Raw genomic sequence first — 23,145 nt, forward strand, 5'->3', positions numbered from 1 at the left:
TAGTATACTATATATGTATTAATGTAGCAAAATACAAGTCAATTTTATAAAAGCAAGATTTGTTGATTTCAAACTTATTTTTAACTTTGTTTCCAATGAAGTTTTTCGTATATATATTCAGTATCTATATTTTAGCATTATCCATAGTGCCGTGTAGTGACGCCTATAATGATTGCAAAAGTAATATTGCGATAAAAGAACTTCCACAATCACACGATCATAAGTCAGATCATAACGATGTTTGTAGTCCGTTTTGCACTTGTACTTGTTGCAGTGTTTCAGCAAATCCTAAATATGCTACTTTTACTATTAAAGCAGTAAAACTTATTATCATATCTAAAATAGCATTTCCTCAAAGAGATTTTCTTTTTACTTCCAATTTCCATGGAAGCATTTGGCAGCCGCCTAAAATTAATGCTTAATACATCTTTTTTTAATGTCTTATAAGTGCAAGCATGACACTATGTGTTTTGTTTTTATGTCACTTTTTTGCATTACATTTTCTCTTTGTGCAGTTCACAAAGAGTTTAAAACTATTTGTATTCATCATTAATCAAACGAATTTTGTTAGACCATATCATAAAATTTAGTATAAAAAATAAATGGGCCGTTGGTATAATGACCTTATTACTCATTTTATGGGGAAGCTGGAGTGCAACTCGCCTGCCCATTGATGCTGTACCGGATATTACTAATAATCAGGTGCAAATTATTACCGTTTGTCCTACGCTTGCAGGGCAAGAAGTGGAACAATTAGTTACTTTTCCTATTGAGCAAAGTATAGCTAATCTTCCGGATCTGGAAGAAACCCGAAGCATTTCAAGATTTGGACTTTCTGTTATTACAGTTGTATTTGACGACGATGTCGATATTTATTTTGCTCGTCAACTCGTCAATGAAAAAATAAAAGAAGCCGAAGAAAATATCCCACAAGGTATTGGTACACCTAAACTTGCACCTGTAAGTACAGGTTTAGGAGAAGTATATCAGTACATTTTACATCCCAAAAAAGGAAGTGAAGATAAATACGACGCCAAAGACTTGCGTACCATGCAAGACTGGATAGTTGCCCGACAACTTAACGGTACAAAAGGAATAGCCGAAGTCAATAGTTTTGGAGGTAAGCTAAAACAATACGAAGTAGCTGTAAACCCAAACCGACTAAAAGCTATGGGAGTAAGCGTTACTGACATTTTTAATGCTCTTGAACAGAACAATCAAAATACAGGAGGAGCTTATATTGATAAAAAGCCAAATGCTTATTTCATTCGCGGAATTGGTTTGGTTACGTCACTAGAGGATGTAAAAAATATAGCTGTAAAAAACAATAATAGCAGCAGCAGTATTCCTATTTTCATTAAAGATGTGGCAGATGTTCGTTTCGGAAGTGCAGTTCGTTATGGAGCGCTAACATATAATGGAGAAGTAGATGCTGTTGGTGGTGTAGTAATGATGTTGAAAGGAGAAAACAGTAATGAAGTCGTACAACGAATCAAAGAAAAATTGCCTGTTATTCAAAAATCGTTACCTGATGATGTTATAATAGAAGCTTATTTAGACCGTACAGATTTAGTAGGCAGAGCTATTCATACCGTAGAAAAGAATTTAATTGAAGGAGCATTGATAGTTATTTTTGTATTAGTACTCTTTTTAGGGAACTTAAGAGCCGGATTGATTGTGGCTTCTGCTATTCCGCTATCAATGTTGTTTGCATTGGGTTTGATGAATATTTTCGGGGTAAGCGCTAATTTGATGAGTTTGGGAGCCATTGATTTTGGTTTAATTGTAGATGGAGCGGTCATTATTGTAGAAGCCACTTTACATCATTTAGGATTACGAAAATCGATAAACAAATTATCACAACAGGAAATGGATGATGAGGTTTTTACTTCTGCCTCCAAAATAAGAAGTAGTGCAGCATTTGGTGAAATTATCATTCTGATTGTTTATATTCCGATACTTACCTTAGTTGGAGTTGAAGGAAAAATGTTTACTCCGATGGCTAAAACAGTCGGTTTTGCTATTTTCGGAGCATTGATTTTGTCATTGACTTATATTCCGATGATGTGTGCTTTATTTTTATCAAAAAAGGTGTCGCATAAAGAAACGTTTTCCGATAAAATGATGAACTTTTTACAGAGTAAATACCAACCTCTTTTAGAGAAAGCCATTAAAATAAAATTTGAGATTGTAGGAGCAACTGTTCTGTTATTTACCATAAGTTTATTTATATTTCAAACATTAGGAGGGGAGTTTATTCCACAGCTGCAGGAAGGCGATTTTGCTTTTCACTGTATTTTGCCACAAGGAAGTTCTTTAAGTCAAAGTATTGAAACATCCATGCAAGCTTCTCGAATCATCAAAAAGTTTGACGAAGTAAAGATGGTTGTCGGGAAAACAGGTGCTGCCGAAGTACCTACAGATCCAATGCCGCCGGAAGCTACCGATATAATGATTATTTTAAAGCCGCAAGAAGAATGGAAAACAAAAAAAGATTATGCCGAACTAGCCGATGAAATCAACGAAGCATTAGAAGTTATTCCCGGAGTGTTTTTTGAAAAAAATCAGCCCATACAAATGCGCTTTAACGAATTGATGACAGGTATACGACAAGATGTAGCGGTTAAGATTTTCGGAGAAAACTTAGATAGTCTTGCAATTTATGCTGAAAAAGTAAGCAAACTAATCCAGACGGTAGATGGAGCAACTTCACCCCAGGTAGAACGAGTAAGCGGATTGCCACAAATTAACATAGAATACGATAGAACAAGACTTGCTAATTATGGTATAAATGTAGAAAGCGTAAATGATGTGGTAAGCACAGCTTTTGCAGGTAAGATTGCAGGTCAGGTTTTTGAAAATGAAAGACGTTTTGACCTAGTTGTACGATTAGATAGTACTTATAGAGCAGATATTGATGATGTAAATAATTTGACCATTCCAACTAAAACAGGAATTCAAGTTCCGCTTTCTCAAGTCGCAACGATTAATTATAAATTAGGAGCTTCGCAAATTAGTCGGGAAGCCAGCAAACGCAGAATTGTAATTGGTTTTAATGTCGCAGGCAGAGATGTGCAAAGTGTGGTTGAGGAAATTCAACAAAAGTTGAGTACACAAATAAAACTGCCTACAGGTTACTATTTTACTTATGGCGGACAATTTGAAAATTTACAGAAAGCCAGCAAACGATTAATGATTGCCGTTCCTGTTTCATTGTTTCTCATTTTTACATTGCTGTTTTTTACTTTTAATTCGGTAAAACAGGCAAGTTTAATTTTTACTGCAATTCCTATGAGTGCTATTGGAGGTGTGTTTGCGTTATTGCTGCGAGGTATGCCATTTAGTATAAGTGCTGGTATTGGTTTTATAGCATTATTTGGTGTGGCAGTATTAAACGGAATTGTCTTAATCGGAACTTTCAATCAATTAGAGAAAGAGGGAGTTACCGATATTCTGCAAAGAGTATTACAAGGCACAAAAGAAAGATTACGCCCTGTATTAATGACAGCAACTGTAGCCAGTTTAGGTTTCTTACCTATGGCATTAAGCACAGGTGCAGGTGCAGAAGTACAAAAACCATTGGCAACCGTTGTGATAGGAGGTTTAATCACAGCGACATTTCTAACGCTATTTGTATTGCCTTTACTATACATTATTTTCAATTCAAAAATTAACTTTAAGAAAAAAAGAAGGATGAAACCTGCTATAACTATAATTGTATTGTTGTTTTCTGTTTTCAGTTTCAATGCTAATGCTCAAACCAAAAGAAGTATTGATATAAATGAAGCAATAAATATTGCTTTGCAAAATAACGGAGATATCAAAGCGAAGGATTTTGAGTTAAAATCAAAACAGAGTTTGAAACGAACATCTTGGGAATTGCCAAAATTGGATTTCAATGCTCAATTGGGACAATACAACAGCGTAAAGCATGACCAATCTTTCCAAGTTTCACAAACAATTCCATTTCCGACATTGTTTGGAGCTAAAAGACAATTGATAAAAGAAGAAATAAAAAGTAAAGAATTGCAACAGGAAATGACGGTTTTAGAATTAAAGAATCAAGTAAGAACCTATTTCTATCAAATTCATTATTTACAGAACAATAAAAAACAATTATCACATTTGGATAGTTTATATAATGATTTTATTCGCATTGCAACATTACGCTATGAAACAGGAGATACGAAAAAAGTAGAAATCAGTACAGCACAAGCAAAGCAAGGCGAAATTAATTTGTTATTAAAACAGAATGAAGTGTACTTGCAAAATGCTCATCAAAGTTTGCAAGCATTGATGAGCACACAAGAACCGTTTGAAGTTGTAGCTGAGAAAGATTTTCAGCCGTTGCCGCTAAGCACATTGTTAGATAGTGCAGCGGTAAAAAATCATCCGGCTGTTAAGGCGATGTATCAGCAAGTTATAATTGCAGAAAAAAACAAAAAGGTGGAAAAAGCACAAGGTCTTCCTGATTTTACCATTGGGTACACCAATCAGTCTTTAATTGGTTTTCAAACCATTAACGGACAAGAAAAGTTTTTTGATTCAGGAAACCGATTTAGTTATGTAAATGTAGGAATTGCTATTCCTTTATTTACAGCAACACACGCCAAAGTGAAGTCACTAAATTACCAAAAACAGGCTTTTGAATCCAATGCAAAACAACAGCAAATACTATTGGGAACTCAGTTTCAAAACGCAATTCAACAATATAATCAAAATGTAGCAGAATTTGAATATTATCAACAACAAGCATTACCTAATGCAAATGATATTATTTCGGCGGCTCAATTAGGATATCGTACGGGAGATATTAGTTATGTAGAATATTTATATGCTTTACAAACGGCAACAGATATTCAGTTGAATTATTTAAAAAGTATCCAGCAAGTCAATCAATCTGTAATTGACATTTATTCAATTATCAATCAGTAAATAAGAATGAAAAATAAAATCATAATTTCAATTTTTTGTATGTCCCTTTTTCTAGTAAGTTGCGGGAATTCAAACCAAGCCGAAATCAAAGAAAAAGCTTCGGAAGAACACGAACATGAAGAAGGAATAGCAACCATAGCCACACTTACACAAGAGCAAATAAACGCTGTTGGAATCACCTTGGGAAATGTAGAAAATAAAGAACTTACAGCAACCATAAAAGCAAACGGTATGTTGCGAGTGCCTAACAATAATAAAGGGAATGCAACTTCTTTATATGGAGGTGTCGTTAAAACATTGAATGTTCAAGTTGGAGATCATGTACAAAAAGGACAGGTTATTGCTACTATTGCCAATCCGCAGTTCATTCAGTTACAGGAAGAATTTTTGACTATTGGCAGTAAAATTACTTTTGCAGAGCAAGAAGTAAACAGACAGCAACAACTTAACGCAGGAAATGCAGGAGCTTTAAAGAATTTACAAAATGCAACGGCAGAACTCAATACACTTCGTGCCCGAAAAGCATCACTACAGCAGCAAATCCAATTAATGGGAATTAATCCCAATGCAGTATCAACAAGCAACTTAAAATCCTCTTTAATGGTTACCAGCCCTTTAAACGGTGTTATTAGTAACGTATTTGCTAAAATCGGTAGTTATGTAGATGTTTCTTCACCAATAGCTGAAATTGTTGACAATAGTTCACTACATTTAGATTTACATGTTTTTGAAAAAGATTTACCGCTGTTAAAAGTGGGGCAAACGATTCATTTTACCTTAACAAATAATCCAACGAATGAATATGACGCTACAATTTTCAGTATTGGTTCTTCTTTTGAAAACGACAGTAAAACTATTTCCATACATTGTAATGTAACGGGTAATAAAACAGGATTGATCGATGGAATGAATATTACAGGTGTTGTGAGTTTGCATAATGTAACAGCACCTGCTGTACCAACAGAATCGATTGTAAATGCGGATGGTAAAGACTATATTTTTGTAGTTACAGATAAAAAAACGGAAGAGCATCATGACGAGGAAAATGAAGAACATCATCACGAAGCAAATGAAAAGAATCATAAAGAAGAAGCGAAAGATAATGTGAATTTTGAAAAAATAGAAATCGTAAAAGGTGTTACGAATATGGGCTACACAGCCATAACCTTTGTACAAGATATTCCAAGTAATGCAAAGATTGTGACCAAAGGAGCTTTCTTTATCAATGCTAAATTGACCAATACAGGTGAACATGAACATTAATGAAATTAAAACTAATGGGAAATATAGATAAAAAACATGAACACGTATACGATAAGCGAGAGAATACAACTTGTTGCAGTTTAGAAGATAAAACTTCCTTTGAACAGCAAAAACAGCATCAACACAATCATAGTGATGATGATGGACACAACCATGAGCACTCAAGCGGTAATGAAAGTCTGTTAAAAATATTTTTGCCCAGTATTATTTCGTTAACATTACTGCTCATAGCCATTTATTTTGACAATTTTCTAAAGCAAGAATGGTTTACTAACTGGGTAAGAATTCTTTGGTATGTTGTTGCATATCTGCCCGTTGGTCTTCCTGTATTCAAAGAAGCATTGGAAAGTATTAAAAAAGGTGATATATTTTCTGAATTTCTTTTAATGGGAATAGCAACTATCGGAGCTTTTGCTATTGGAGAATATCCGGAAGGTGTTGCAGTAATGTTGTTTTACGCAGTGGGAGAAGTATTTCAAACATTGGCAGTACAAAGAGCTAAATCAAATATCAAATCTTTGCTTGACCAACGTCCTGATGAGGTAACTGTTTTACAAAACAATCAACCCCAAACGGTAAAAGCGGAAAATGTAGAAATCGGAGCAATTATACAGTTAAGATCGGGTGAAAAGTTAGGATTAGATGGGATTTTACTATCAGAAACAGCTTCATTTAATACCGCAGCACTCACAGGTGAAAGTAAACCGGATACAAAAATAAAAGGCGACACGGTTTTGGCAGGAATGATAAACTTAAATACAACTGTACAAGTAGAAGTAACTACAGCATATACTGATAGTAAGTTGAGTAAAATCTTAGAATTGGTACAAAATGCTACAGCCCAAAAAGCACCGACAGAATTATTTATTCGCAAGTTTGCAAAAATATATACGCCAATAGTAGTGTTTTTAGCAGTTTCAATATGTTTATTGCCCTACTTTTTTGTAAAAGAGTATCAATTTACAGATTGGTTATACAGAGCATTGATTTTCTTAGTTATCTCTTGTCCATGTGCATTGGTTATCTCTATTCCTTTAGGATATTTTGGAGGAATAGGCGCAGCAAGTAAAAACGGAATTTTATTTAAAGGTAGCAATTTTTTAGATGTGCTTGCCAATATTCAAAACGTGGTAATGGACAAAACAGGTACCATGACAGAAGGTGTTTTTAAAGTGCAAGAAGTTGTTTTTGATAAGACATTTGATCAAACTGAGATTTTACAGATGGTAGATGCTTTAGAAAGACATAGTACACATCCTATTGCTACAGCTATTCATCAGTTTGTTGGATTAAAGACGAACACTATTCAGTTGCAAAATGTAGAAGAAATTGCAGGACATGGACTAAGAACAGAAGTAAACGATAAGCAATTATTGGTAGGGAATTTCAAATTGATGAATAAATTTTCGATTACTCATAAACTCGACCCGAATGATATTGTTTATACTGTAATTGCGGTGGCGTATGATAAAAAATTTGTGGGTTATATAACTATTGCCGACAGTATAAAAGAAGATGCACAACTTACCATTGATAAATTAAAAAAGAGCAATGTAAAATCAACTATGCTGAGTGGCGATAAAAGCACGGTAGTGAAATTTGTTGCTGAGAAACTAGGAATTGATAAAGCTTTTGGAGATTTGTTGCCAGAAGATAAAGTAAATAAGGTAAAAGAAATAAAAGCTAGGAATGAGACTGTTGCTTTTGTTGGCGATGGGGTAAATGACGCACCGGTTGTAGCATTGAGTGATGTAGGTATTGCGATGGGCGGTTTGGGTAGCGATGCCACCATTGAAACAGCAGACGTAGTCATACAAGATGATAAGCCAAGTAAGATACCTATGGCAATCAATATTGGCAAACAGACAAAGAAAATTGTTTGGCAAAACATCACATTAGCATTTGCAGTAAAAGGAATAGTATTAATACTTGGTGCAGGTGGATTGGCAACCATGTGGGAAGCTGTTTTTGCTGATGTAGGTGTGGCCTTACTAGCCATTTTAAATGCAGTGCGTATACAACGTATGAAGTTTTAAAACAATGATCTAAATAATTGTGGAATGTTATCATTTTTAAAATTCCTCACTTCAATTAAAAAAAATAGTATTAAAATTTACTTATTGAATAAATAAAAAAAATCCCTAAACAGTTGTTGTTTAGGGATTTGCTTTTCGTAGCGAAGACGGGAGTTGAACCCGTGACCTCAGGGTTATGAATCCTGCGCTCTAACCAACTGAGCTACCTCGCCATTCTTTCGTTGGTCTTGCATCTCTCAATGCGGGTGCAAATATAAAACAATTTTGATTTAGTGCAAATTTATTAGAAGAAAAATTTAAGGCTTTTTTCTTTTTTGTTTTTTCGAATAATTCTCTATATATTTCCAATCTAAAAACTAAATAAAAGATGGAAGTAAAAGTTAAATATGAAATAGAGTTCCCCATACACGCATCACCATCCCTACTATATCAATATATTTCAACTCCTTCAGGCTTATCTGAATGGTTTGCTGACAATGTCAATTCAAGAGGAGAATTATTTACCTTTATATGGAATGATTCCGAAGAAAAAGCAAAATTGATTTCTAGACGAACCGGAGAGCGTGTTCGTTTTAGATGGTTAGATGAAGATGGAGCTGAAACAGAATATTTTTTTGAAATGAAAATTTTAGAGGATGAAATAACAAAAGACGTTTCTTTATTGGTAATTGATTTTGCAGAAGAAGATGAATTAAATGAATCACGTTTGCTTTGGGAAAATCAGGTATCCGATTTAAAAGCGGTTTTAGGTTCTGTTTAATTCCTATTTTAAATTATAAAGGTTATATTTGTCCCGATTTAAAATCGGGATTTTTTTATGGTTAATTTCAACGGAAATATTCAAGAAAATAGTGGTATTACTATAGATAATAATAGAGGTTTTTTATTTGGAGATAGTGTTTTTGAAACTGTTAGAGTGGTTGATGGCAAGATATTATTTGCGGAAGAACACTATTTTAGATTAATGGCTTCTATGCGTATTTGTAGAATGGAAATACCTATGGAATTTACTTTAGAATATTTTGAAAATGAAATATTAAAATTAATTCAAAAATTGGCTGCAAGTTTTGCTTACAGAGCCCGTTTTTCGGTGTTTAGAAAAGGAGATGGGTTTTATTTACCTAAAACAAATGAGGTTGATTTTTTAATTACAGTTCAAAGTCTAGCATCGAGAATGTATCAGTTTGATAAAAATGAAACGTATGAAGTTGAAATTTATAAAGATGCTCATATTACGAAGCAATTATTCTCTACATTGAAGACCAATAATAAAATGATTCATGTTGCCGGAAGCATTTTTGCAAATGAAAACGGCTATGCTAATTGTTTGTTGGTAAATGATGAAAAGAATATTGTTGAAGCCTTGCAATCCAATGTATTTATGCTAATGGGAAACCAATTAATTACGCCTCCTATAGCAGATGGATGTTTAAATGGAATCATGAGAAAAAATGTGCTTAAAGTTGTTGCTAAAATGACGGATATTCAGATGGTAGAAAAATCCATTTCCCCTTTTGATTTACAAAAAGCAGATGAAATTTTCTTAACCAATGTTATAACAGGTATTCAGCCCGTAGCTCAATATCGCAAAAAAACATTCAAAAATGATTTTGCAAAAAAAGTTTTAGCTCAGTTAAACGCAACATTGTTTCTTTAGTTTAACATGGGATCAGAGGGAGCATTAGAAAAAAGAATATATTCACCACCTTGTTCTTTCATTTTTTCTTTCCAAAAATGCTGAACAGGTTTGGCTAAAAGTTTAGCTCTTAAATTGTTTTCAGTAACAATCCAAGCGTTTTCTTTTAATTCATCGTCTAATTGTTGTACTCCCCAACCGCTATAGCCTAAAAAGAAGCGAATATTTTTTTTAGTTATTTTTCCCTCATTAATAAGATTTAGAGTAGAATCGAAATCACCTCCCCAATAAATTCCATTGGCAATTTCAACGCTATTAGGTATCATCTCCGGCACATTGTGTATAAAATACAAATTGTCTTGCTCTACAGGTCCACCATTGTAGACTGTAAAATCAGCTTTAATTTCCGGCACAAGATCATGAATGACATATTCTAATGGTTTATTGATAATGAAACCAATAGAACCATCTTCATTATGTTCTGCTAAAAGGATAATGGAGCGGTTAAAAGATACATCTCCTAATGTTGAAGGTTCTGCTATCAGCAAATGCCCTTTCTTAGGTAAAACAGATATCATAGCTAATAGATTTTTCTTTAAAATTATTAAAGTTTTCTTAAAATGTCAAGGAAAAACGGTCGTAAAATAAAAAAATCCTGCAAAATGCAGGATTTCAATATTTCTTTCGAGTAAAATTTATTTAGTTTACTGCGTTATCAAGCTCAGCACCAGCTTTGAATTTTACAACGTTTTTAGCAGCAATTTTAATTGTTGTTCCTGTTTGAGGATTTCTACCTTCTCTTGCAGCTCTTTTAGAAACTGACCAAGAACCAAAACCTACTAAAGAAACTTTACCACCTTTTTTTAAAGTTCCTTCTACATTTCCTAAGAAAGATTCTAAAGCTAATTTAGCAGCCGCTTTTGTGATACCAGCGTGAGCCGCCATAGCATCAATTAATTCAGATTTGTTCATAATAATAATTATTTATGATTGGTTAAACTTAATTTAAGTGTTACAAATTTAGTTGTATAACGGAATTATGCAAGGTTTTATGCGGATTTTAACTCGAAATGTTGATAAAACAAGGTAATTGTTAATAACATTTTTTGTAAATCTGTAAAATTTGCTCGTTCCACGTCCTGTAAGGCTTAAGAAGCATTTGCTTTTTCTGAAAGTTGAATTCCGTTCAAAAGCTCTCCGGTTTGCATTTTTTTCTTTCCTGGAAATTGAAGTGAGAAAATTTTTAAAAAACCATCAGTAACAGCAATCTTCATTTCTTTTTTTCCGGTAATGATTTGTCCGATTGCAAATTGATGCTGTTCAGGTTCAAAAGCTACATCATATAGTTTGACATTCCATTGGTTTTCGTCATCATTAAAAAAGGTCCAAGCAGCAGGATAAGGACAAAGTCCTCTGATTAAATTGAAAATTTCTGTTCCGCTTTTGTTCCAATCCACCTTACAATTGTCTTTATTGAGTTTATAAGCCGTTTTGATTTCGCTATTATCTTCTTGTAAAGTGGTGCTTACATTTCCTTTTTCGATACGTTGAAGCGTTTCTAAAACAGCTTCGCTGCCCAGATGCATTAATCGGTCGTGAAGTTCTCCGGCAGTTTCGTCTTTTCCTATGGCAGTTTCTTTGTGAAGAATCATGGCTCCGGTATCAATTTTATCATCAATAAAAAAAGTTGTCACGCCGGTTTTTTGTTCTCCGTTAATAATTGCCCAATTAATAGGTGCAGCTCCACGATATTGTGGTAATAAGGAAGCATGCAAGTTAAAAGTTCCTAATTTTGGCATACGCCAAACGACTTCGGGTAACATTCTAAAGGCAACTACAACCTGTAAATTAGCTTCTAAACTTCTTAATTCGTCTAAAAAGTCTTCTGATTTAAGGTTTGTAGGCTGTAAAAGTCTAAGCCCTTTTTCTACAGCATATTTTTTTACGGCACTTTCGCTTAGTTTTTGACCTCTTCCTGCAGGTTTATCAGGTGCAGTAATTACACCTGCAATTTCGTAATTGTTGTTATATATAGTGTCAAGAATACCCACAGCAAAGTCGGGAGTACCCATGAAAACAATTTTTAATTTTTCCATTTGAAAATTGTATATTGATTTTGTGAATTTAAAGTAATATAATTTTGGTCTAAAAGTAATCGTAAGGCTTCTATCAGAGTTGAACTATCGGCGTTGATGTAATGTTCCAATTCTTCAGGAGAAGCATCTTTTTGCTTTAGAAAATTTTTAATTTCAATGAAAAGCTGTTCCAATGTTTTTTGCATAGGTTTTTGTTTCAGGCAATTAGAACACATACCACAATCGGAAATCTCTTTTTCATCAAAATAAGCCAATATTTTTTTGCTATTGCAATTTTTTTCGTTAGTAACATATCCAATTACGCTATCAAATTGTTGCTGTTTGATGTTGTTGTATTGTTCTAAAAACTTAATAACAGGATTGATGGTTAAATCGTCTTCTCTCGCTTCATTAAAGGTAATTAAAGTGTCGCTGTTATGAATATTTAAAGCAACACAACCTACTTTTTCTAAAGCATGAATTACTCTAAAGACTTCTTCTTCAGTAGTATTTGATTTTTTAGCAACCAAAGATGTATTAATAGCTGTTTCAGATTCAAAAATTCCGCTGTAAGTTCTTAAAATAGTAGTGATGATTTCTTCTTGATCTTGATGTAAACTGATGTATCTAATGATTTCTTTACTTGGCAGCAAAAAATGCATTTTTATTTTTTCAATGCTTTCATTGTGCAAGGAAATAATGCCTTGTCGATCAAGAAATTGTAAGGCGTTAAATGTTCTAACAACCGGGAAGTTATAGTGTGCGCAAAATTGGTTCAGATTAAAACTAAATTCTTCATCAAAACCTTCTCCATAAGCAATTCTGAAAAAAGTATTAAGTTTTTTGTAGACTTCCTTTAGGAAAATTTTGTCCACTTTTGAAGCTTCAAATTGTTTTGAAGCCATTTCAATATCGCTACTGCCTAATAATAAGATTCCAAAAGATTTTACGCCATTTCTTCCGGCTCTTCCTGCTTCTTGGTAGTAATTTTCTAAATTTTCAGGTAATTGATAATGAATAACCGTTTTAACATCAGGTTTGTCAATTCCCATTCCGAAGGCATTGGTAGCAACAACTACTTGAGCTTTGTCTCGCATCCACAGTTCCATATTTTTTTCTTTCTCTTTTATCGGAAGTCCGCCGTGGAAAGAAGTAGTCGTAAAACCTAGATGATGCAATTGGTTTGCCAATTCAACCGTACTTTTTCTGTTGCGAACGTAGATAATAGATGACTGTGGATTTTTGGTTAAAATCTGTTTGATTTTATAAAGTTTATCGTCTGTTGGAATGATGTGATATGCCAAATTATCGCGATAAAACGATTTTTTGAAAACTTTTGGTTTTTCCAGACCTAAATTTTCAATGATATCTTGTTGAACTCTTTTTGTAGCCGAAGCTGTTAATGCTATAAACGGAACTTTTGGAAAGTGTTCTTTTAAATTTTTAATTTTTAAATAAGCCGGACGAAAATCATGTCCCCATTGGCTCACGCAATGCGCTTCATCAATCGCGATTAAATTGATGTCGATTTGCTTCAAGCGTTCTATAATCCAGTCTTGTTGCAAACGTTCTGGCGAAAGATATAGGAATTTGTAATTTCCAAACTGACAGTTATCAAGTAGTGTTATGATTTCGTCTTGAGAAAGTCCGCCTAAGAGAGCAATTGCCTTAATGTCTTTTTTTTGGAGGTTTGAAACTTGGTCTTTCATCAAAGCAATCAAAGGTGAAATAACCAACGTAATTCCGTTTAAAACCAATCCGGAAACTTGGTAACAAACCGATTTTCCGCCGCCGGTTGGCAAAAGAGCAAAGGTGTCGTTTCCCTCTAAAACCGACTGTATAATCGCTTCTTGAGGTTCTCTAAAAGAATCGTGTTTCCATACTTTTTGAAGAATTTTTAACGCTTCGCTCATATATTGTTTTAAATTGTAGCTAAATGACTTAAAACGAAATTTACTCGGTTTTCTATGCTGTCTTTAGGAACAGTAATTAATTCGTAACCAAAGCTTTTATACGTTTCTTCTAAATGCTCGTGAATAAGAACAGCTTGTTCGTAATTTTCATAACGTTCTGCATCACTTACATAAATTTCTTTCCATGGTGGCAATAAAAAAACTTTAGTATACAAATGATTTTGGCAAGCTTCGGTGAAAAAACTAGGGTACGAATCGCCAATGTAATGCATATAAGCTAAAACATCAGGAATACCTCTGTCTAAAAAAACAGTGGTACTTTCTTCATTGATGGCATTTTTGTATTGTTTAACACGTCCTTCTAAAAGTAATTCGCTAAACAGTAGGGGCTTTTCTAAAAAAAGTTGTTCAATACCTTGTCGCTGTGCTTCCTTGATTACCTCGCGAGATACTTCAGGGTAACAAATATGGCCTTTAGCTACTAAGGCTTCAATTAATGTAGTTTTTCCCGAACTTGGACCGCCCGCTAAAACAATAATTTCTTTGTTCATGCTTTAATTCTAAAAGACAAAAGTAAGTTTTTTTGAAAATCTATTCAAGTTTCTTAATTTTATAGTTTTCACAGTATTAATTGTGAGTGGAAAGAAGTATATTTGCTTTAAATTAAAAGAGAGAATGGATAAGAAAACAGAGGAATTTTATGTTAGGCTAAAAGAAGAGTTAACCAATACATCACTTTGGCCTTCAGAATACTTATATAAATTTATTGTGCCATCAGATCCTATGAAAATTGCAGAAGTAGAAGGAGCATTTAACGGAATGGGAGCTGTTATTGAAACCAATCAATCTAAAACAGGAAAATATACCAGTGTATCAATTAGTGTACACATGAAAAATCCTGACGCAGTCATTGAAAAATACAAACAAGTTTCAACCATAGAAGGCATTATTTCACTTTAATTATGGAACAAAAAGCACTTTCTTCCTATTTGGAATACAATTCGCAACGTTCGCCGTTGATTATTCCCGAATACGGAAGACATTTACAAAAATTAATCGATCAGTTAATTCAAATTGAAGATAGAGAGGAACGCAATAAAGCAGCAAAATATGTGATTTCTGTCATGGGAACACTTAATCCGCATTTGCGCGACGTACCTGATTTTCAGCATAAATTGTGGGATCAGTTGTTTATTATGGCTGATTTTAATTTGGATGTAGATTCGCCTTATCCGACTCCTTCACGTGAAGCTTTGAGTTTGAGATCGGCACATTTAGATTATCCTCAAAATTTCCCGAAATATCGTTTTTATGGCAATAATATTAAATATATGATTGATGTGGCTATCGGTTGGGAAGAGGGCGAAATGAAATCGGCTTTAATTTTAGTTATTGCCAATCACATGAAAAAATCATATTTAAGCTGGAATAAAGAAACAGTGGAAGACGAAGTGATTTTTCAACATTTATACGAATTGTCAGAAGGAAAAATCAACCTTTTAAAATCAAATGAAGAATTGTCTAATTCGCAAAGTTTGATTAAAGTGAACAAAAAGGTGTCCAACAAAGCACAATTCAATAATCAGAACAAAAATTCGAATCAAAAGACTCAGTTTAAGAAAAAAAATAACCAAAAAACCAAACGAAACTAAAAGCACTCTATGGGTACATTTAAAATTGAAGGAGGAAAGCCATTACATGGCGAAGTAATTCCACAAGGAGCAAAAAACGAAGCATTACAAATTTTAAGTGCCGTTTTATTAACTCCCGAAAAAGTAAAAATTTCGAATATTCCTGATATTATTGATGTGAATAAACTGATTACTTTATTAGGTAATTTGGGTGTTAAAATTCAAAAAATTGGACATGGAAGTTATACTTTTCAAGCTGATGAAGTAAATGTAGACTATTTAGAAACCGAAGCTTTTAAAAAAGAAGGTGGTGCTTTGAGAGGTTCTATTATGATTGTGGGACCACTTTTGGCTCGTTTTGGCAAAGGATATATTCCAAAACCAGGTGGAGATAAAATTGGAAGAAGACGTTTGGATACGCATTTTGAAGGTTTTATTAATCTTGGTGCCAAATTCAGATACAACAGAGAAGATCATTTTTACGGCGTTGAAACCAAAGGTCGTTTAAAAGGAGCATACATGTTGCTTGATGAAGCTTCAGTAACCGGAACAGCTAACGTAGTAATGGCTGCTGTTTTAGCCAAAGGAATTACGACGATTTACAATGCAGCTTGTGAGCCTTATTTACAGCAGTTGTGTAAAATGTTAGTTGCTATGGGAGCTAAAATTTCAGGTATTGGTTCTAACTTATTAACCATCGAAGGAGTTGAAGCATTAGGCGGTTGCGAACATCGCATTTTACCGGATATGATCGAAATTGGATCATGGATCGGTTTAGCAGCAATGACGCGTAGCGAAGTGACGATTAAAGATGTGAGTTGGGAAAACTTAGGTCAAATTCCAAATGTTTTTGGGAAATTAGGAATCACAATCGAGAAGAGAGGAGACGATATTTTTATTCCGGCACACAAAGACGGATACCAAATTAAAACAGACATCGACGGTTCAATATTGACTATTGCTGATGCACCTTGGCCAGGATTTACTCCTGATTTATTGAGCATTGTTTTGGTGGTTGCTACACAAGCTAAAGGTGAAGTATTGATTCATCAAAAAATGTTTGAAAGCCGTTTGTTTTTCGTAGATAAATTGATCGATATGGGAGCCAAAATTATCCTTTGTGATCCGCATAGAGCAATTGTAATCGGACACAATTTCCAGTCGCAGTTAAAAGCAACAACTATGACTTCGCCAGATATTAGAGCGGGAATTTCGTTGTTAATTGCAGCTTTATCAGCAAAAGGATTCAGTACTATTCAAAATATAGAACAAATTGATAGAGGTTACGAACGTATTGACGAGCGTTTGAGAGCGTTAGGAGCTAATATCGTAAGAGTTTAATTTACATTAGAAAGTAGATATAAAAAAGGCTGTTTGAAAAACAGCCTTTTTTATATTAAATATTTTTAGTGAAGAATTTAAAACTGTAAACCAAACATAAAACCGTCACCTACATATCCGCCTTGATATGCTCTTACATAATCGACTCTTAAAAAACGGAACTTTCCAAAACCGATGTTTCCAAAGCCTACACCAACTTCTTGATACGGTTTTCTGTCGGGAACATTAATTTGGTGGAAAGTACCAATTAAATTCCATTGCAATTTATTCAGTAACGGAATTTTATTCATAATAAAACCTTTGAAATTGTGTTCTAAATGCATTTCGATATACGCATCATTTGTGGATTGTGTGTAATACGGAAGTAAGCTGAAACTATTCAAGTAATCACTATCCATATTAATATGTGTTTGATTTCCGTTAAAGTGTTTGTAATCAATAAAAGAAATACCATCAGCGTTAAAGAATTTTCCGGCTTTCATGCGTAAACCAAAATCTCCTTTATTGCCAAAGGTTTGATTGTAGTCCATGCGGGCAAAAAGCAAATCGTATTCGTAATTTTTTTCGCTTGCCGAAAAAGCTTTGGTATAATTAAAATACAAAACGGGATAATCGCTGTTTTGTACATTAATTTTCGCATTAGGACGACTGATGTATTTTTGTCCGAAACGAATGCGTGTTCCTAAACTTGCTTTCATCAAATGATGTTTTTCAAATGGAACTGAGAATTCATTAAAGGGTTGCAACGGATCATTTGAAAAATAAGAATCACTACTTTTTACAAAGGCTTGATCTGTATTGTTAAATAATGGGCGACGGTTTTCGTAATCCAAAGAAGCGGTGACAAAAAGACCATTGGTCACTTCTTCTCCTGCTGAAATTCTGAAGAATTCTTTGTTGTACAATTTCATGTAATTGTTTTTAAAGAATAAAGAACTCACCGAATTGATTAGACCGCTGATAGGGTTAGCATTGTTGATTTGGCTAATATCGCTTCCGCCTGAAACCGCAAAGAATAGGTCATTAGTGTTATTGAAACGATGATAGAAATTTCCTTTGACGCGCAAACGATCTTCGGCAAAACCATAATTAAAAGTAGAACTCGCCGAAGTGTATTTTCCGGTTTCTTCATTCCATTTTCTAAATGAAAATCCGGTGTCTAAATTCCAACCTTGAACAGTATTGAATGCTAAAGAAGTGATATCCGATAATCCGTTGTAGCTAAAACTCCATTTGTGAAACGAGTTTTTATAGGTGTACCCCATAAGAACATCCAAAGGTTTAAAGCGATTTCCTTTAGCATCAATAGAATCTAAATAGGTTTTTGATTTGCGAACCGTTTGAATACTATCTTTTTTTACGTAATTGGTGATTTCTTCTTCAGTCAATGGCACTTGACGATTGGCTTCCCAATACGTATTGTCTTTTTTATTGGAATTCTCGGCAAAAGAAACAATTTCTTTGCCAAAGGTTTTCTTTTCAAAAGTATCTTTAAAGTTATAATTGGTAAAAACATGAGTAAATTTTCCGGTAAAGTTCATGCCGAAAATTCCGGCATCAAATGAAATAGCTTGCACATTTTTAACCCATAAATTGTTGTCGCTGTTAAAACTGAAGTTTTGTTTTAAATTGAGCGTTTCCAAAATAGGTTCTTGCATGCGGTAGCCTTTTACGTCTACATCAACACCATAAATCGCCCACGAATCTTCTACAATATAAATATAACCTTCAAAAACGGGTTCTTTATCTCTTTTTGGTGTGAGCCTAATCTTATTGATTAGTTGATTGCGATTGTCATAAAATGTTGCCTCTAACTGATATTTATAATAATTAAAAGCATTATTAGCCAAAGGCGAAACCATTTCAATAGAAAGCTTAATGTAGTTTTGATAGAAATCGTAATCCGTGCTCATTGCAGTATTATAGCTAAAACCATTGTCGTCTCCGGCTACTTTTGATGCAATAATTTCTTCTTTCAAATTATCGGGTTTTTCAAATTTGATTTTAGAAACCGTTTCCGAAAGATAAATTACACCGCTTCTTGTGGAATCTAAACTTCCGTCAAGGTCACCAATATCGACACCCATGAATTTTTTCGGAATATTTTTGGCTTTGAAAATGCCTTTCGAATAAAAATCAGCTTCAAACTTATCGGTTTTTAAGGTGTTTTTCTTTTTATTAGCAATGGCTTTTCGAATGATATCGTTAGCCGGATTTTCGCCATTAGTTACAACAACTTCATTCAATGTCATGTTTTCTTCCTGAAGTGTAATGTCTAAAATATAAGGGAAATTAATGTTTTGAAGTACTTCTTTATGTGTTTGGAATCCCAAATATTGAAATACAACTACATATTTATTCTGACTTTGGTTTACATATAATTCAAATTTTCCTTGTTCATTGGTAGAAGTTCCGGTGTAGGTGTTTTCGAGAAATATGTTGACAAAAGGAAGCGGATTTCCATTTTTATCGGTAACTGTTCCTTTGATTTGTGCTAAAACGGTGGTAGATAAGAACAATAAAAAGAGTAGAAGTCTATTCATATAGAGTGAGCTTTATTTTATAAACGATTGAATGGCTAAATTGTAACTTTGAAGTCCAAAACCAATAATTACACCTTTTGCATTTGGAGAAATATAGGATTGGTGTCGAAAGGATTCTCTGGAGAATGTATTTGAAATGTGTACTTCGATAACCGGAGTTGTAATTCCTTTAATAGCATCGCCAATTCCAATGGAAGTATGCGTGTAGGCTCCTGCATTTAAGATGATGCCGTCATACGAAAACCCGGTTTCATGTAGTTTGTTAATGATTTCGCCTTCCACATTACTTTGGTAATATTCTAAAGTAAGCTTTGGAAATATATTTTGTAATTCTTTAAAATAGTCTTCGAAAGTTGTACTGCCGTAAATTTCAGGTTCTCTTTTTCCTAATAAATTAAGGTTAGGGCCATTTATGATAATAAGTTTCATGATTTCTTCATTTGTGTAAAAATAAAAAAACCATTCTGTTTTAGAATGGCTTTTACATATCTTTAAGACTTTTCTTTTTAAAAAAGAAAACCAGCAGAGATTTGTATGACTGAATTTTTAACATCAGCGTCTTTTTTAACTTCTGTTAAACCGGCTACATAACGACCTGAGATGAAAAAGTGTTTTGTTAACTTATAACTCAAACCTCCTGCAATTCCAAAATCAAAAGTCTTGGTGTCACTAGTATCAATTTCATTTCGTTCACTAACCAAAACTGAAAATTGAGGACCCGCTTCTAAGCTTAAACCATTATCGGTTAAATAAAATTTGGCTAAAACCGGTAGTGCTAAATACCCCAGTTCGTTTTTAATTTGGTTACCCAATCCTTTTAACTCAGAACCTTGGGTAGTATATACTAATTCGGGTTGTAGTGCAAGATTGTCAAAAATCCTAAGTTCGGTTACAATCCCTGCATGATAACTTGCAATAGATTTGAAATCGATACCTTCAACAGAACCACCGGTATAATTAGCAAAGTTTACTCCGCCTTTGATACCAAATTTTAAAAGTTGAGCCTGTATAGTAGTATTTGAAAACAGTACTAAAACCAGACTTGCTAAAAAAAATAGTTTTTTCATAATTATATGGTTTATATTGTAACGATAATTTACCGTTGTTTAGTATAAATTTAGTGAATAGAATGATTGATGAATGAAAAAGGAGTCTTAAACTAATAGCTGTTAAATAGTATTTAATTGCAATTTTTATAGTGTTTATCGTTGTGAAATTGCTTTTTTTGCTGTTTTATCGACAAAATGTATAAAAAAATCGATTAAAGGAATTTGTTGAAAATCAGTATTTTACAATTGATTGTGTTTTAATAAAATGTGAAAGAAATATTAAATTTCGAAAAAATAAACAAATGTTTAATTTTCTAAAATATTGATTTATAAGAGATAACTTTTTTTATGTTACAAAAGTTACAGGCTTGTCGTAGATCTTGTGTTTTTTGTGTTTAAAAAACCTATAACTTTGCCGAGTTAACTTTTAAAATTTAAACTAAACATGAAAAAAGTTTTATTATCTGCAGTAGCTATTTTCGCTTTCGCGTTTGCTAATGCTCAAGAAGCTGAAACAGCTGATAATGGTGGTTTTGCTAAAGGAGATGTTTTTATTTCTGGTGCAGTAACTTTCAATAGTTCAAAAACAGGTGATTTCAAAGAAAACTCATTTTTAATCGCTCCTAAAGCTGGTTATTTTGTAACTGATAATATCGCTGTAGGTTTAATGGTAGGATACCAATCTGATAAAGTAGATTTCGGTTCTGCTGATGCAACTAATGATGGTTTCGGAGTTGGTGCATTTGGTAGATATTATTTTACACCTGCTAGCAAATTCTCTTTATTCGGAGAATTAGGTGTTAACTACATGGGGTATAATAATGAGTATGGAGTAGATACTGATGGTTCTTACTACGCTGCTGATTACAAATCAAAAGTTTTTGGAGCTCAGTTAGGTGCTGGTTTGAACTATTTCCTTTCTTCTAATTTCTCTATCGAAGCTGGAGTAGGAGTTTTAGGATTCTCTACAGATGATAACGGAGGAAATGGTGCTGAGAAAACTAATAACTTCTCTTTTGGAGGAAATTGGACAGCAGTTACTTTTGGTGTTAACTACAAATTCTAATTTGTAACTTACAATATCAAAGAAGAACCCGCCTATTGGCGGGTTTTTTTGTATCTATAATGTTTATAAATTAGCGTATAAATTTGTTAAATTGAAAATGTTATTTATATTCGCACAACTATAATTAATAATACAATAGAAATGAAAAAATTTTTACTTACAGTTGCTGCATTAGCAACTTTTGGCTTGTCTCAAGCTCAAGATGCAAGTTTTGGTGTTAAAGCTGGTTTCACTTCTCTTTCAGGTAAAGCTGAAGTTAGTGGTTTTGGTTCTGTGTCTGAGTCAGATTCAGGTTTTTATATTGGTGGTTTTGCTGATTTAACAGTATCTGATAAGTTTCATGTACAACCTGAGTTATTGTATATAGCAGTTTCTGATGCTAATCAGGTTCAAATCCCTATTCATGCTAAATATATGGTTATTGAAGGGTTAGGTGTTAAAGCTGGTCCAAGTTTTTCATTTTTAACTGATGTTCCAGATGGAATGAAATCTTTTAACTATGGTTTAGACTTAGGAGCTGAATATAATTTTGCTGAAAACTTTGTTGTAGATGCTAAATATAGTATAGGATTAGCTGATTTATCTGATATTGATGGTTTAGAATATAAATTGAGTGGTTTTTTTGTTGGAGTTGGATATAAATTCTAATAATACACTATTCTTAAATAAAATTAAATCCCGCAATTGCGGGGTTTTTTTATGCCTAAAAATTGCTATTTTTGAGCTATGGGAACGTGGCAATCATACTTAAAAGAATACCAAAACTATTTGCGTTTAGAAAGAGGTCTTTCTGAAAATACTATTGTCAATTATAGTTTTGATATCGAAAAATTGATTCTTTTTTTAGATCAAAAGAAAGTTACTGAATCTCCTATTCGTATTCAGGAAGAAGTCATTCAGCAGTTTGTGTATGAATTGGCTCAAAAAGTTAATGCCACTAGTCAAGCACGAATCATTTCTGGTTTAAAGAGTTTTTTTGGTTATTTGGTTTTTGAAGATTATAGAGAAGATTCTCCTATGGAGTTGATAGAAGTGCCTAAAGTAGGACGGAAATTGCCTGATACACTTTCTACTGAAGAAATAGACGAGTTGATCGCAGCGATTCCTATTCAAATAGATGAAAACAAAGAGAAAAACATGGTCAATATGCGTAACAAAGCCATGTTAGAAACTTTATATAGTTGTGGTTTGCGTGTTTCGGAGTTGGTTAGTTTACAATTATCCGATTTGTTTTTTGAAGAAGGTTTTATAAAAATAACCGGAAAAGGAAATAAACAGCGTTTTGTGCCTATAGGATTATCAACTCAAAAAATTATAGCACAATATATTAATCAGGTTAGGGGTGATGTTCCGGTACAGAAAGGCTTTGAAGATACAGTTTTTCTAAATCGCAGAGGAAGACAACTAACTCGTGCTATGGTTTTTACGGTTATTAAAGATTTAGCCCAAAAAATTGGCTTAAAGAAGGTGATTTCTCCGCATACATTTCGTCATTCTTTTGCAACGCATCTATTGGAAAACGGAGCTGATTTGCGCTCTATTCAGTTAATGTTAGGGCACGAGTCGATTACTACGACAGAAGTGTATATGCACTTAGATCGCAAATTTTTATCAGAAGTAATAGAAAATTACCACCCTAGAAAAAAATAAAGACGGT

General features: G+C 33.5%; 20 protein-coding genes and 1 tRNA gene. 12 read left to right on the forward strand and 9 right to left on the reverse strand.

What is annotated here, in order from left to right; all coding sequences use genetic code 11:
* Positions 1-95: 95 nt before the first annotated feature.
* From ACUSJC_RS12110 to ACUSJC_RS12125, 4 genes are all read left to right on the forward strand, one after another.
* Positions 96-422: a DUF6660 family protein gene (locus ACUSJC_RS12110; RefSeq protein WP_449269831.1), complete on the forward strand. Its 327-nt coding sequence runs from the start codon at positions 96-98 to the stop codon at positions 420-422.
* A gap of 142 nt (positions 423-564) precedes the next feature.
* Entirely contained in the window at positions 565-4,935 is a 4,371-nt protein-coding gene (locus tag ACUSJC_RS12115) for a CusA/CzcA family heavy metal efflux RND transporter (RefSeq protein WP_449269913.1), read from the forward strand.
* Between the two features lie 39 nt (positions 4,936-4,974).
* Positions 4,975-6,198, forward strand: a complete 1,224-nt coding sequence (locus ACUSJC_RS12120; RefSeq protein WP_449269832.1) for an efflux RND transporter periplasmic adaptor subunit — start codon at positions 4,975-4,977, stop codon at positions 6,196-6,198.
* Positions 6,198-8,234 carry a heavy metal translocating P-type ATPase gene (locus ACUSJC_RS12125; RefSeq protein ID WP_449269833.1) on the forward strand — a complete coding sequence of 679 codons (2,037 nt, stop codon included), beginning with the start codon at positions 6,198-6,200 and terminating at the stop codon, positions 8,232-8,234. Before ACUSJC_RS12120 ends, ACUSJC_RS12125 begins: the two co-directional genes overlap by 1 nt.
* Positions 8,235-8,372: 138 nt before the next feature.
* Here ACUSJC_RS12125 and ACUSJC_RS12130 read toward each other — a convergent pair.
* Positions 8,373-8,446: transfer RNA gene (locus ACUSJC_RS12130), tRNA-Met, on the reverse strand.
* 155 nt (positions 8,447-8,601) lie between these two features.
* Here ACUSJC_RS12130 and ACUSJC_RS12135 point away from each other — a divergent pair.
* Positions 8,602-8,994 carry an START-like domain-containing protein gene (locus tag ACUSJC_RS12135; RefSeq protein ID WP_449269834.1) on the forward strand — a complete coding sequence of 131 codons (393 nt, stop codon included), beginning with the start codon at positions 8,602-8,604 and terminating at the stop codon, positions 8,992-8,994.
* A gap of 57 nt (positions 8,995-9,051) precedes the next feature.
* Positions 9,052-9,891, forward strand: coding sequence for an aminotransferase class IV (locus ACUSJC_RS12140; RefSeq protein ID WP_449269835.1), 840 nt, complete (start codon positions 9,052-9,054; stop codon positions 9,889-9,891).
* Here ACUSJC_RS12140 and ACUSJC_RS12145 read toward each other — a convergent pair.
* The 5 genes from ACUSJC_RS12145 to ACUSJC_RS12165 all read right to left on the reverse strand — a co-directional run bounded on the left by ACUSJC_RS12145 (position 9,888) and on the right by ACUSJC_RS12165 (position 14,409).
* Complete coding sequence (locus ACUSJC_RS12145) at positions 9,888-10,448, reverse strand: YqgE/AlgH family protein (RefSeq protein ID WP_449269836.1); 561 nt, start codon at positions 10,446-10,448, stop codon at positions 9,888-9,890. The two genes, ACUSJC_RS12140 and ACUSJC_RS12145, sit on opposite strands and share 4 nt — an antisense overlap.
* Before the next feature lie 121 nt (positions 10,449-10,569).
* Positions 10,570-10,842 carry an HU family DNA-binding protein gene (locus tag ACUSJC_RS12150; RefSeq protein ID WP_449269837.1) on the reverse strand — a complete coding sequence of 91 codons (273 nt, stop codon included), beginning with the start codon at positions 10,840-10,842 and terminating at the stop codon, positions 10,570-10,572.
* 176 nt (positions 10,843-11,018) lie between these two features.
* Positions 11,019-11,966 (reverse strand): methionyl-tRNA formyltransferase, encoded by a 948-nt coding sequence (gene fmt, locus ACUSJC_RS12155; protein ID WP_449269838.1) that lies wholly within the window; start codon positions 11,964-11,966, stop codon positions 11,019-11,021.
* Positions 11,954-13,858, reverse strand: coding sequence for a RecQ family ATP-dependent DNA helicase (locus ACUSJC_RS12160; protein ID WP_449269839.1), 1,905 nt, complete (start codon positions 13,856-13,858; stop codon positions 11,954-11,956). The genes fmt and ACUSJC_RS12160 overlap by 13 nt, the downstream gene beginning before the upstream one ends.
* 8 nt (positions 13,859-13,866) lie before the next feature.
* Complete coding sequence (locus ACUSJC_RS12165) at positions 13,867-14,409, reverse strand: AAA family ATPase (protein ID WP_449269840.1); 543 nt, start codon at positions 14,407-14,409, stop codon at positions 13,867-13,869.
* Between the two features lie 124 nt (positions 14,410-14,533).
* Here ACUSJC_RS12165 and ACUSJC_RS12170 point away from each other — a divergent pair, with 124 nt between their 5' ends.
* Genes ACUSJC_RS12170 through murA form a run of 3 tightly spaced genes read left to right on the forward strand, consistent with a single transcriptional unit; the run spans position 14,534 to position 16,830 of the window.
* Entirely contained in the window at positions 14,534-14,818 is a 285-nt protein-coding gene (locus ACUSJC_RS12170) for a DUF493 family protein (protein ID WP_449269841.1), read from the forward strand.
* A 2-nt stretch (positions 14,819-14,820) separates the two neighbouring features.
* Positions 14,821-15,510, forward strand: coding sequence for a DUF4290 domain-containing protein (locus tag ACUSJC_RS12175; protein ID WP_449269842.1), 690 nt, complete (start codon positions 14,821-14,823; stop codon positions 15,508-15,510).
* A 9-nt stretch (positions 15,511-15,519) separates the two neighbouring features.
* On the forward strand, positions 15,520-16,830 hold the full coding sequence (murA, locus tag ACUSJC_RS12180) for a UDP-N-acetylglucosamine 1-carboxyvinyltransferase (RefSeq protein ID WP_449269843.1): 1,311 nt from the start codon (positions 15,520-15,522) through the stop codon (positions 16,828-16,830).
* Positions 16,831-16,907: 77 nt separating this feature from the next.
* Here murA and ACUSJC_RS12185 read toward each other — a convergent pair whose 3' ends face one another.
* The 3 genes from ACUSJC_RS12185 to ACUSJC_RS12195 all read right to left on the reverse strand — a co-directional run bounded on the left by ACUSJC_RS12185 (position 16,908) and on the right by ACUSJC_RS12195 (position 20,440).
* Positions 16,908-19,373: a DUF5686 and carboxypeptidase regulatory-like domain-containing protein gene (locus ACUSJC_RS12185; RefSeq protein ID WP_449269844.1), complete on the reverse strand. Its 2,466-nt coding sequence runs from the start codon at positions 19,371-19,373 to the stop codon at positions 16,908-16,910.
* A gap of 12 nt (positions 19,374-19,385) precedes the next feature.
* Positions 19,386-19,802: a type II 3-dehydroquinate dehydratase gene (gene aroQ, locus ACUSJC_RS12190; RefSeq protein ID WP_449269845.1), complete on the reverse strand. Its 417-nt coding sequence runs from the start codon at positions 19,800-19,802 to the stop codon at positions 19,386-19,388.
* A 77-nt stretch (positions 19,803-19,879) separates the two neighbouring features.
* On the reverse strand, positions 19,880-20,440 hold the full coding sequence (locus ACUSJC_RS12195) for a porin family protein (protein ID WP_449269846.1): 561 nt from the start codon (positions 20,438-20,440) through the stop codon (positions 19,880-19,882).
* A gap of 427 nt (positions 20,441-20,867) precedes the next feature.
* Here ACUSJC_RS12195 and ACUSJC_RS12200 point away from each other — a divergent pair, with 427 nt between their 5' ends.
* The 3 genes from ACUSJC_RS12200 (at position 20,868) to xerA (ending at position 23,138) form a co-directional block, all read left to right on the forward strand.
* Entirely contained in the window at positions 20,868-21,488 is a 621-nt protein-coding gene (locus ACUSJC_RS12200; RefSeq protein ID WP_449269847.1) for an outer membrane beta-barrel protein, read from the forward strand.
* Between the two features lie 141 nt (positions 21,489-21,629).
* Complete coding sequence (locus ACUSJC_RS12205) at positions 21,630-22,136, forward strand: porin family protein (protein WP_449269848.1); 507 nt, start codon at positions 21,630-21,632, stop codon at positions 22,134-22,136.
* 78 nt (positions 22,137-22,214) lie between these two features.
* Positions 22,215-23,138: a site-specific tyrosine recombinase/integron integrase gene (xerA, locus tag ACUSJC_RS12210; protein ID WP_449269849.1), complete on the forward strand. Its 924-nt coding sequence runs from the start codon at positions 22,215-22,217 to the stop codon at positions 23,136-23,138.
* The last annotated feature ends 7 nt before the right edge of the window (positions 23,139-23,145 follow it).

It is taken from the genome of Flavobacterium sp. U410, assembly GCF_053570605.1.

Coding starts and splice junctions, on each gene's coding strand:
- ACUSJC_RS12110 (WP_449269831.1), top strand. CDS start 96: ATGAAGTTTTTCGTATATATATTCAGTATCTATATTTTAGCATTATCC.
- ACUSJC_RS12120 (WP_449269832.1), top strand. CDS start 4,975: ATGTCCCTTTTTCTAGTAAGTTGCGGGAATTCAAACCAAGCCGAAATC.
- ACUSJC_RS12125 (WP_449269833.1), top strand. CDS start 6,198: ATGAAATTAAAACTAATGGGAAATATAGATAAAAAACATGAACACGTA.
- ACUSJC_RS12135 (WP_449269834.1), top strand. CDS start 8,602: ATGGAAGTAAAAGTTAAATATGAAATAGAGTTCCCCATACACGCATCA.
- ACUSJC_RS12140 (WP_449269835.1), top strand. CDS start 9,052: ATGGTTAATTTCAACGGAAATATTCAAGAAAATAGTGGTATTACTATA.
- ACUSJC_RS12145 (WP_449269836.1), bottom strand. CDS start 10,448: ATGATATCTGTTTTACCTAAGAAAGGGCATTTGCTGATAGCAGAACCT.
- ACUSJC_RS12150 (WP_449269837.1), bottom strand. CDS start 10,842: ATGAACAAATCTGAATTAATTGATGCTATGGCGGCTCACGCTGGTATC.
- fmt (WP_449269838.1), bottom strand. CDS start 11,966: ATGGAAAAATTAAAAATTGTTTTCATGGGTACTCCCGACTTTGCTGTG.
- ACUSJC_RS12160 (WP_449269839.1), bottom strand. CDS start 13,858: ATGAGCGAAGCGTTAAAAATTCTTCAAAAAGTATGGAAACACGATTCT.
- ACUSJC_RS12165 (WP_449269840.1), bottom strand. CDS start 14,409: ATGAACAAAGAAATTATTGTTTTAGCGGGCGGTCCAAGTTCGGGAAAA.
- ACUSJC_RS12170 (WP_449269841.1), top strand. CDS start 14,534: ATGGATAAGAAAACAGAGGAATTTTATGTTAGGCTAAAAGAAGAGTTA.
- ACUSJC_RS12175 (WP_449269842.1), top strand. CDS start 14,821: ATGGAACAAAAAGCACTTTCTTCCTATTTGGAATACAATTCGCAACGT.
- murA (WP_449269843.1), top strand. CDS start 15,520: ATGGGTACATTTAAAATTGAAGGAGGAAAGCCATTACATGGCGAAGTA.
- ACUSJC_RS12185 (WP_449269844.1), bottom strand. CDS start 19,373: ATGAATAGACTTCTACTCTTTTTATTGTTCTTATCTACCACCGTTTTA.
- aroQ (WP_449269845.1), bottom strand. CDS start 19,802: ATGAAACTTATTATCATAAATGGCCCTAACCTTAATTTATTAGGAAAA.
- ACUSJC_RS12195 (WP_449269846.1), bottom strand. CDS start 20,440: ATGAAAAAACTATTTTTTTTAGCAAGTCTGGTTTTAGTACTGTTTTCA.
- ACUSJC_RS12200 (WP_449269847.1), top strand. CDS start 20,868: ATGAAAAAAGTTTTATTATCTGCAGTAGCTATTTTCGCTTTCGCGTTT.
- ACUSJC_RS12205 (WP_449269848.1), top strand. CDS start 21,630: ATGAAAAAATTTTTACTTACAGTTGCTGCATTAGCAACTTTTGGCTTG.
- xerA (WP_449269849.1), top strand. CDS start 22,215: ATGGGAACGTGGCAATCATACTTAAAAGAATACCAAAACTATTTGCGT.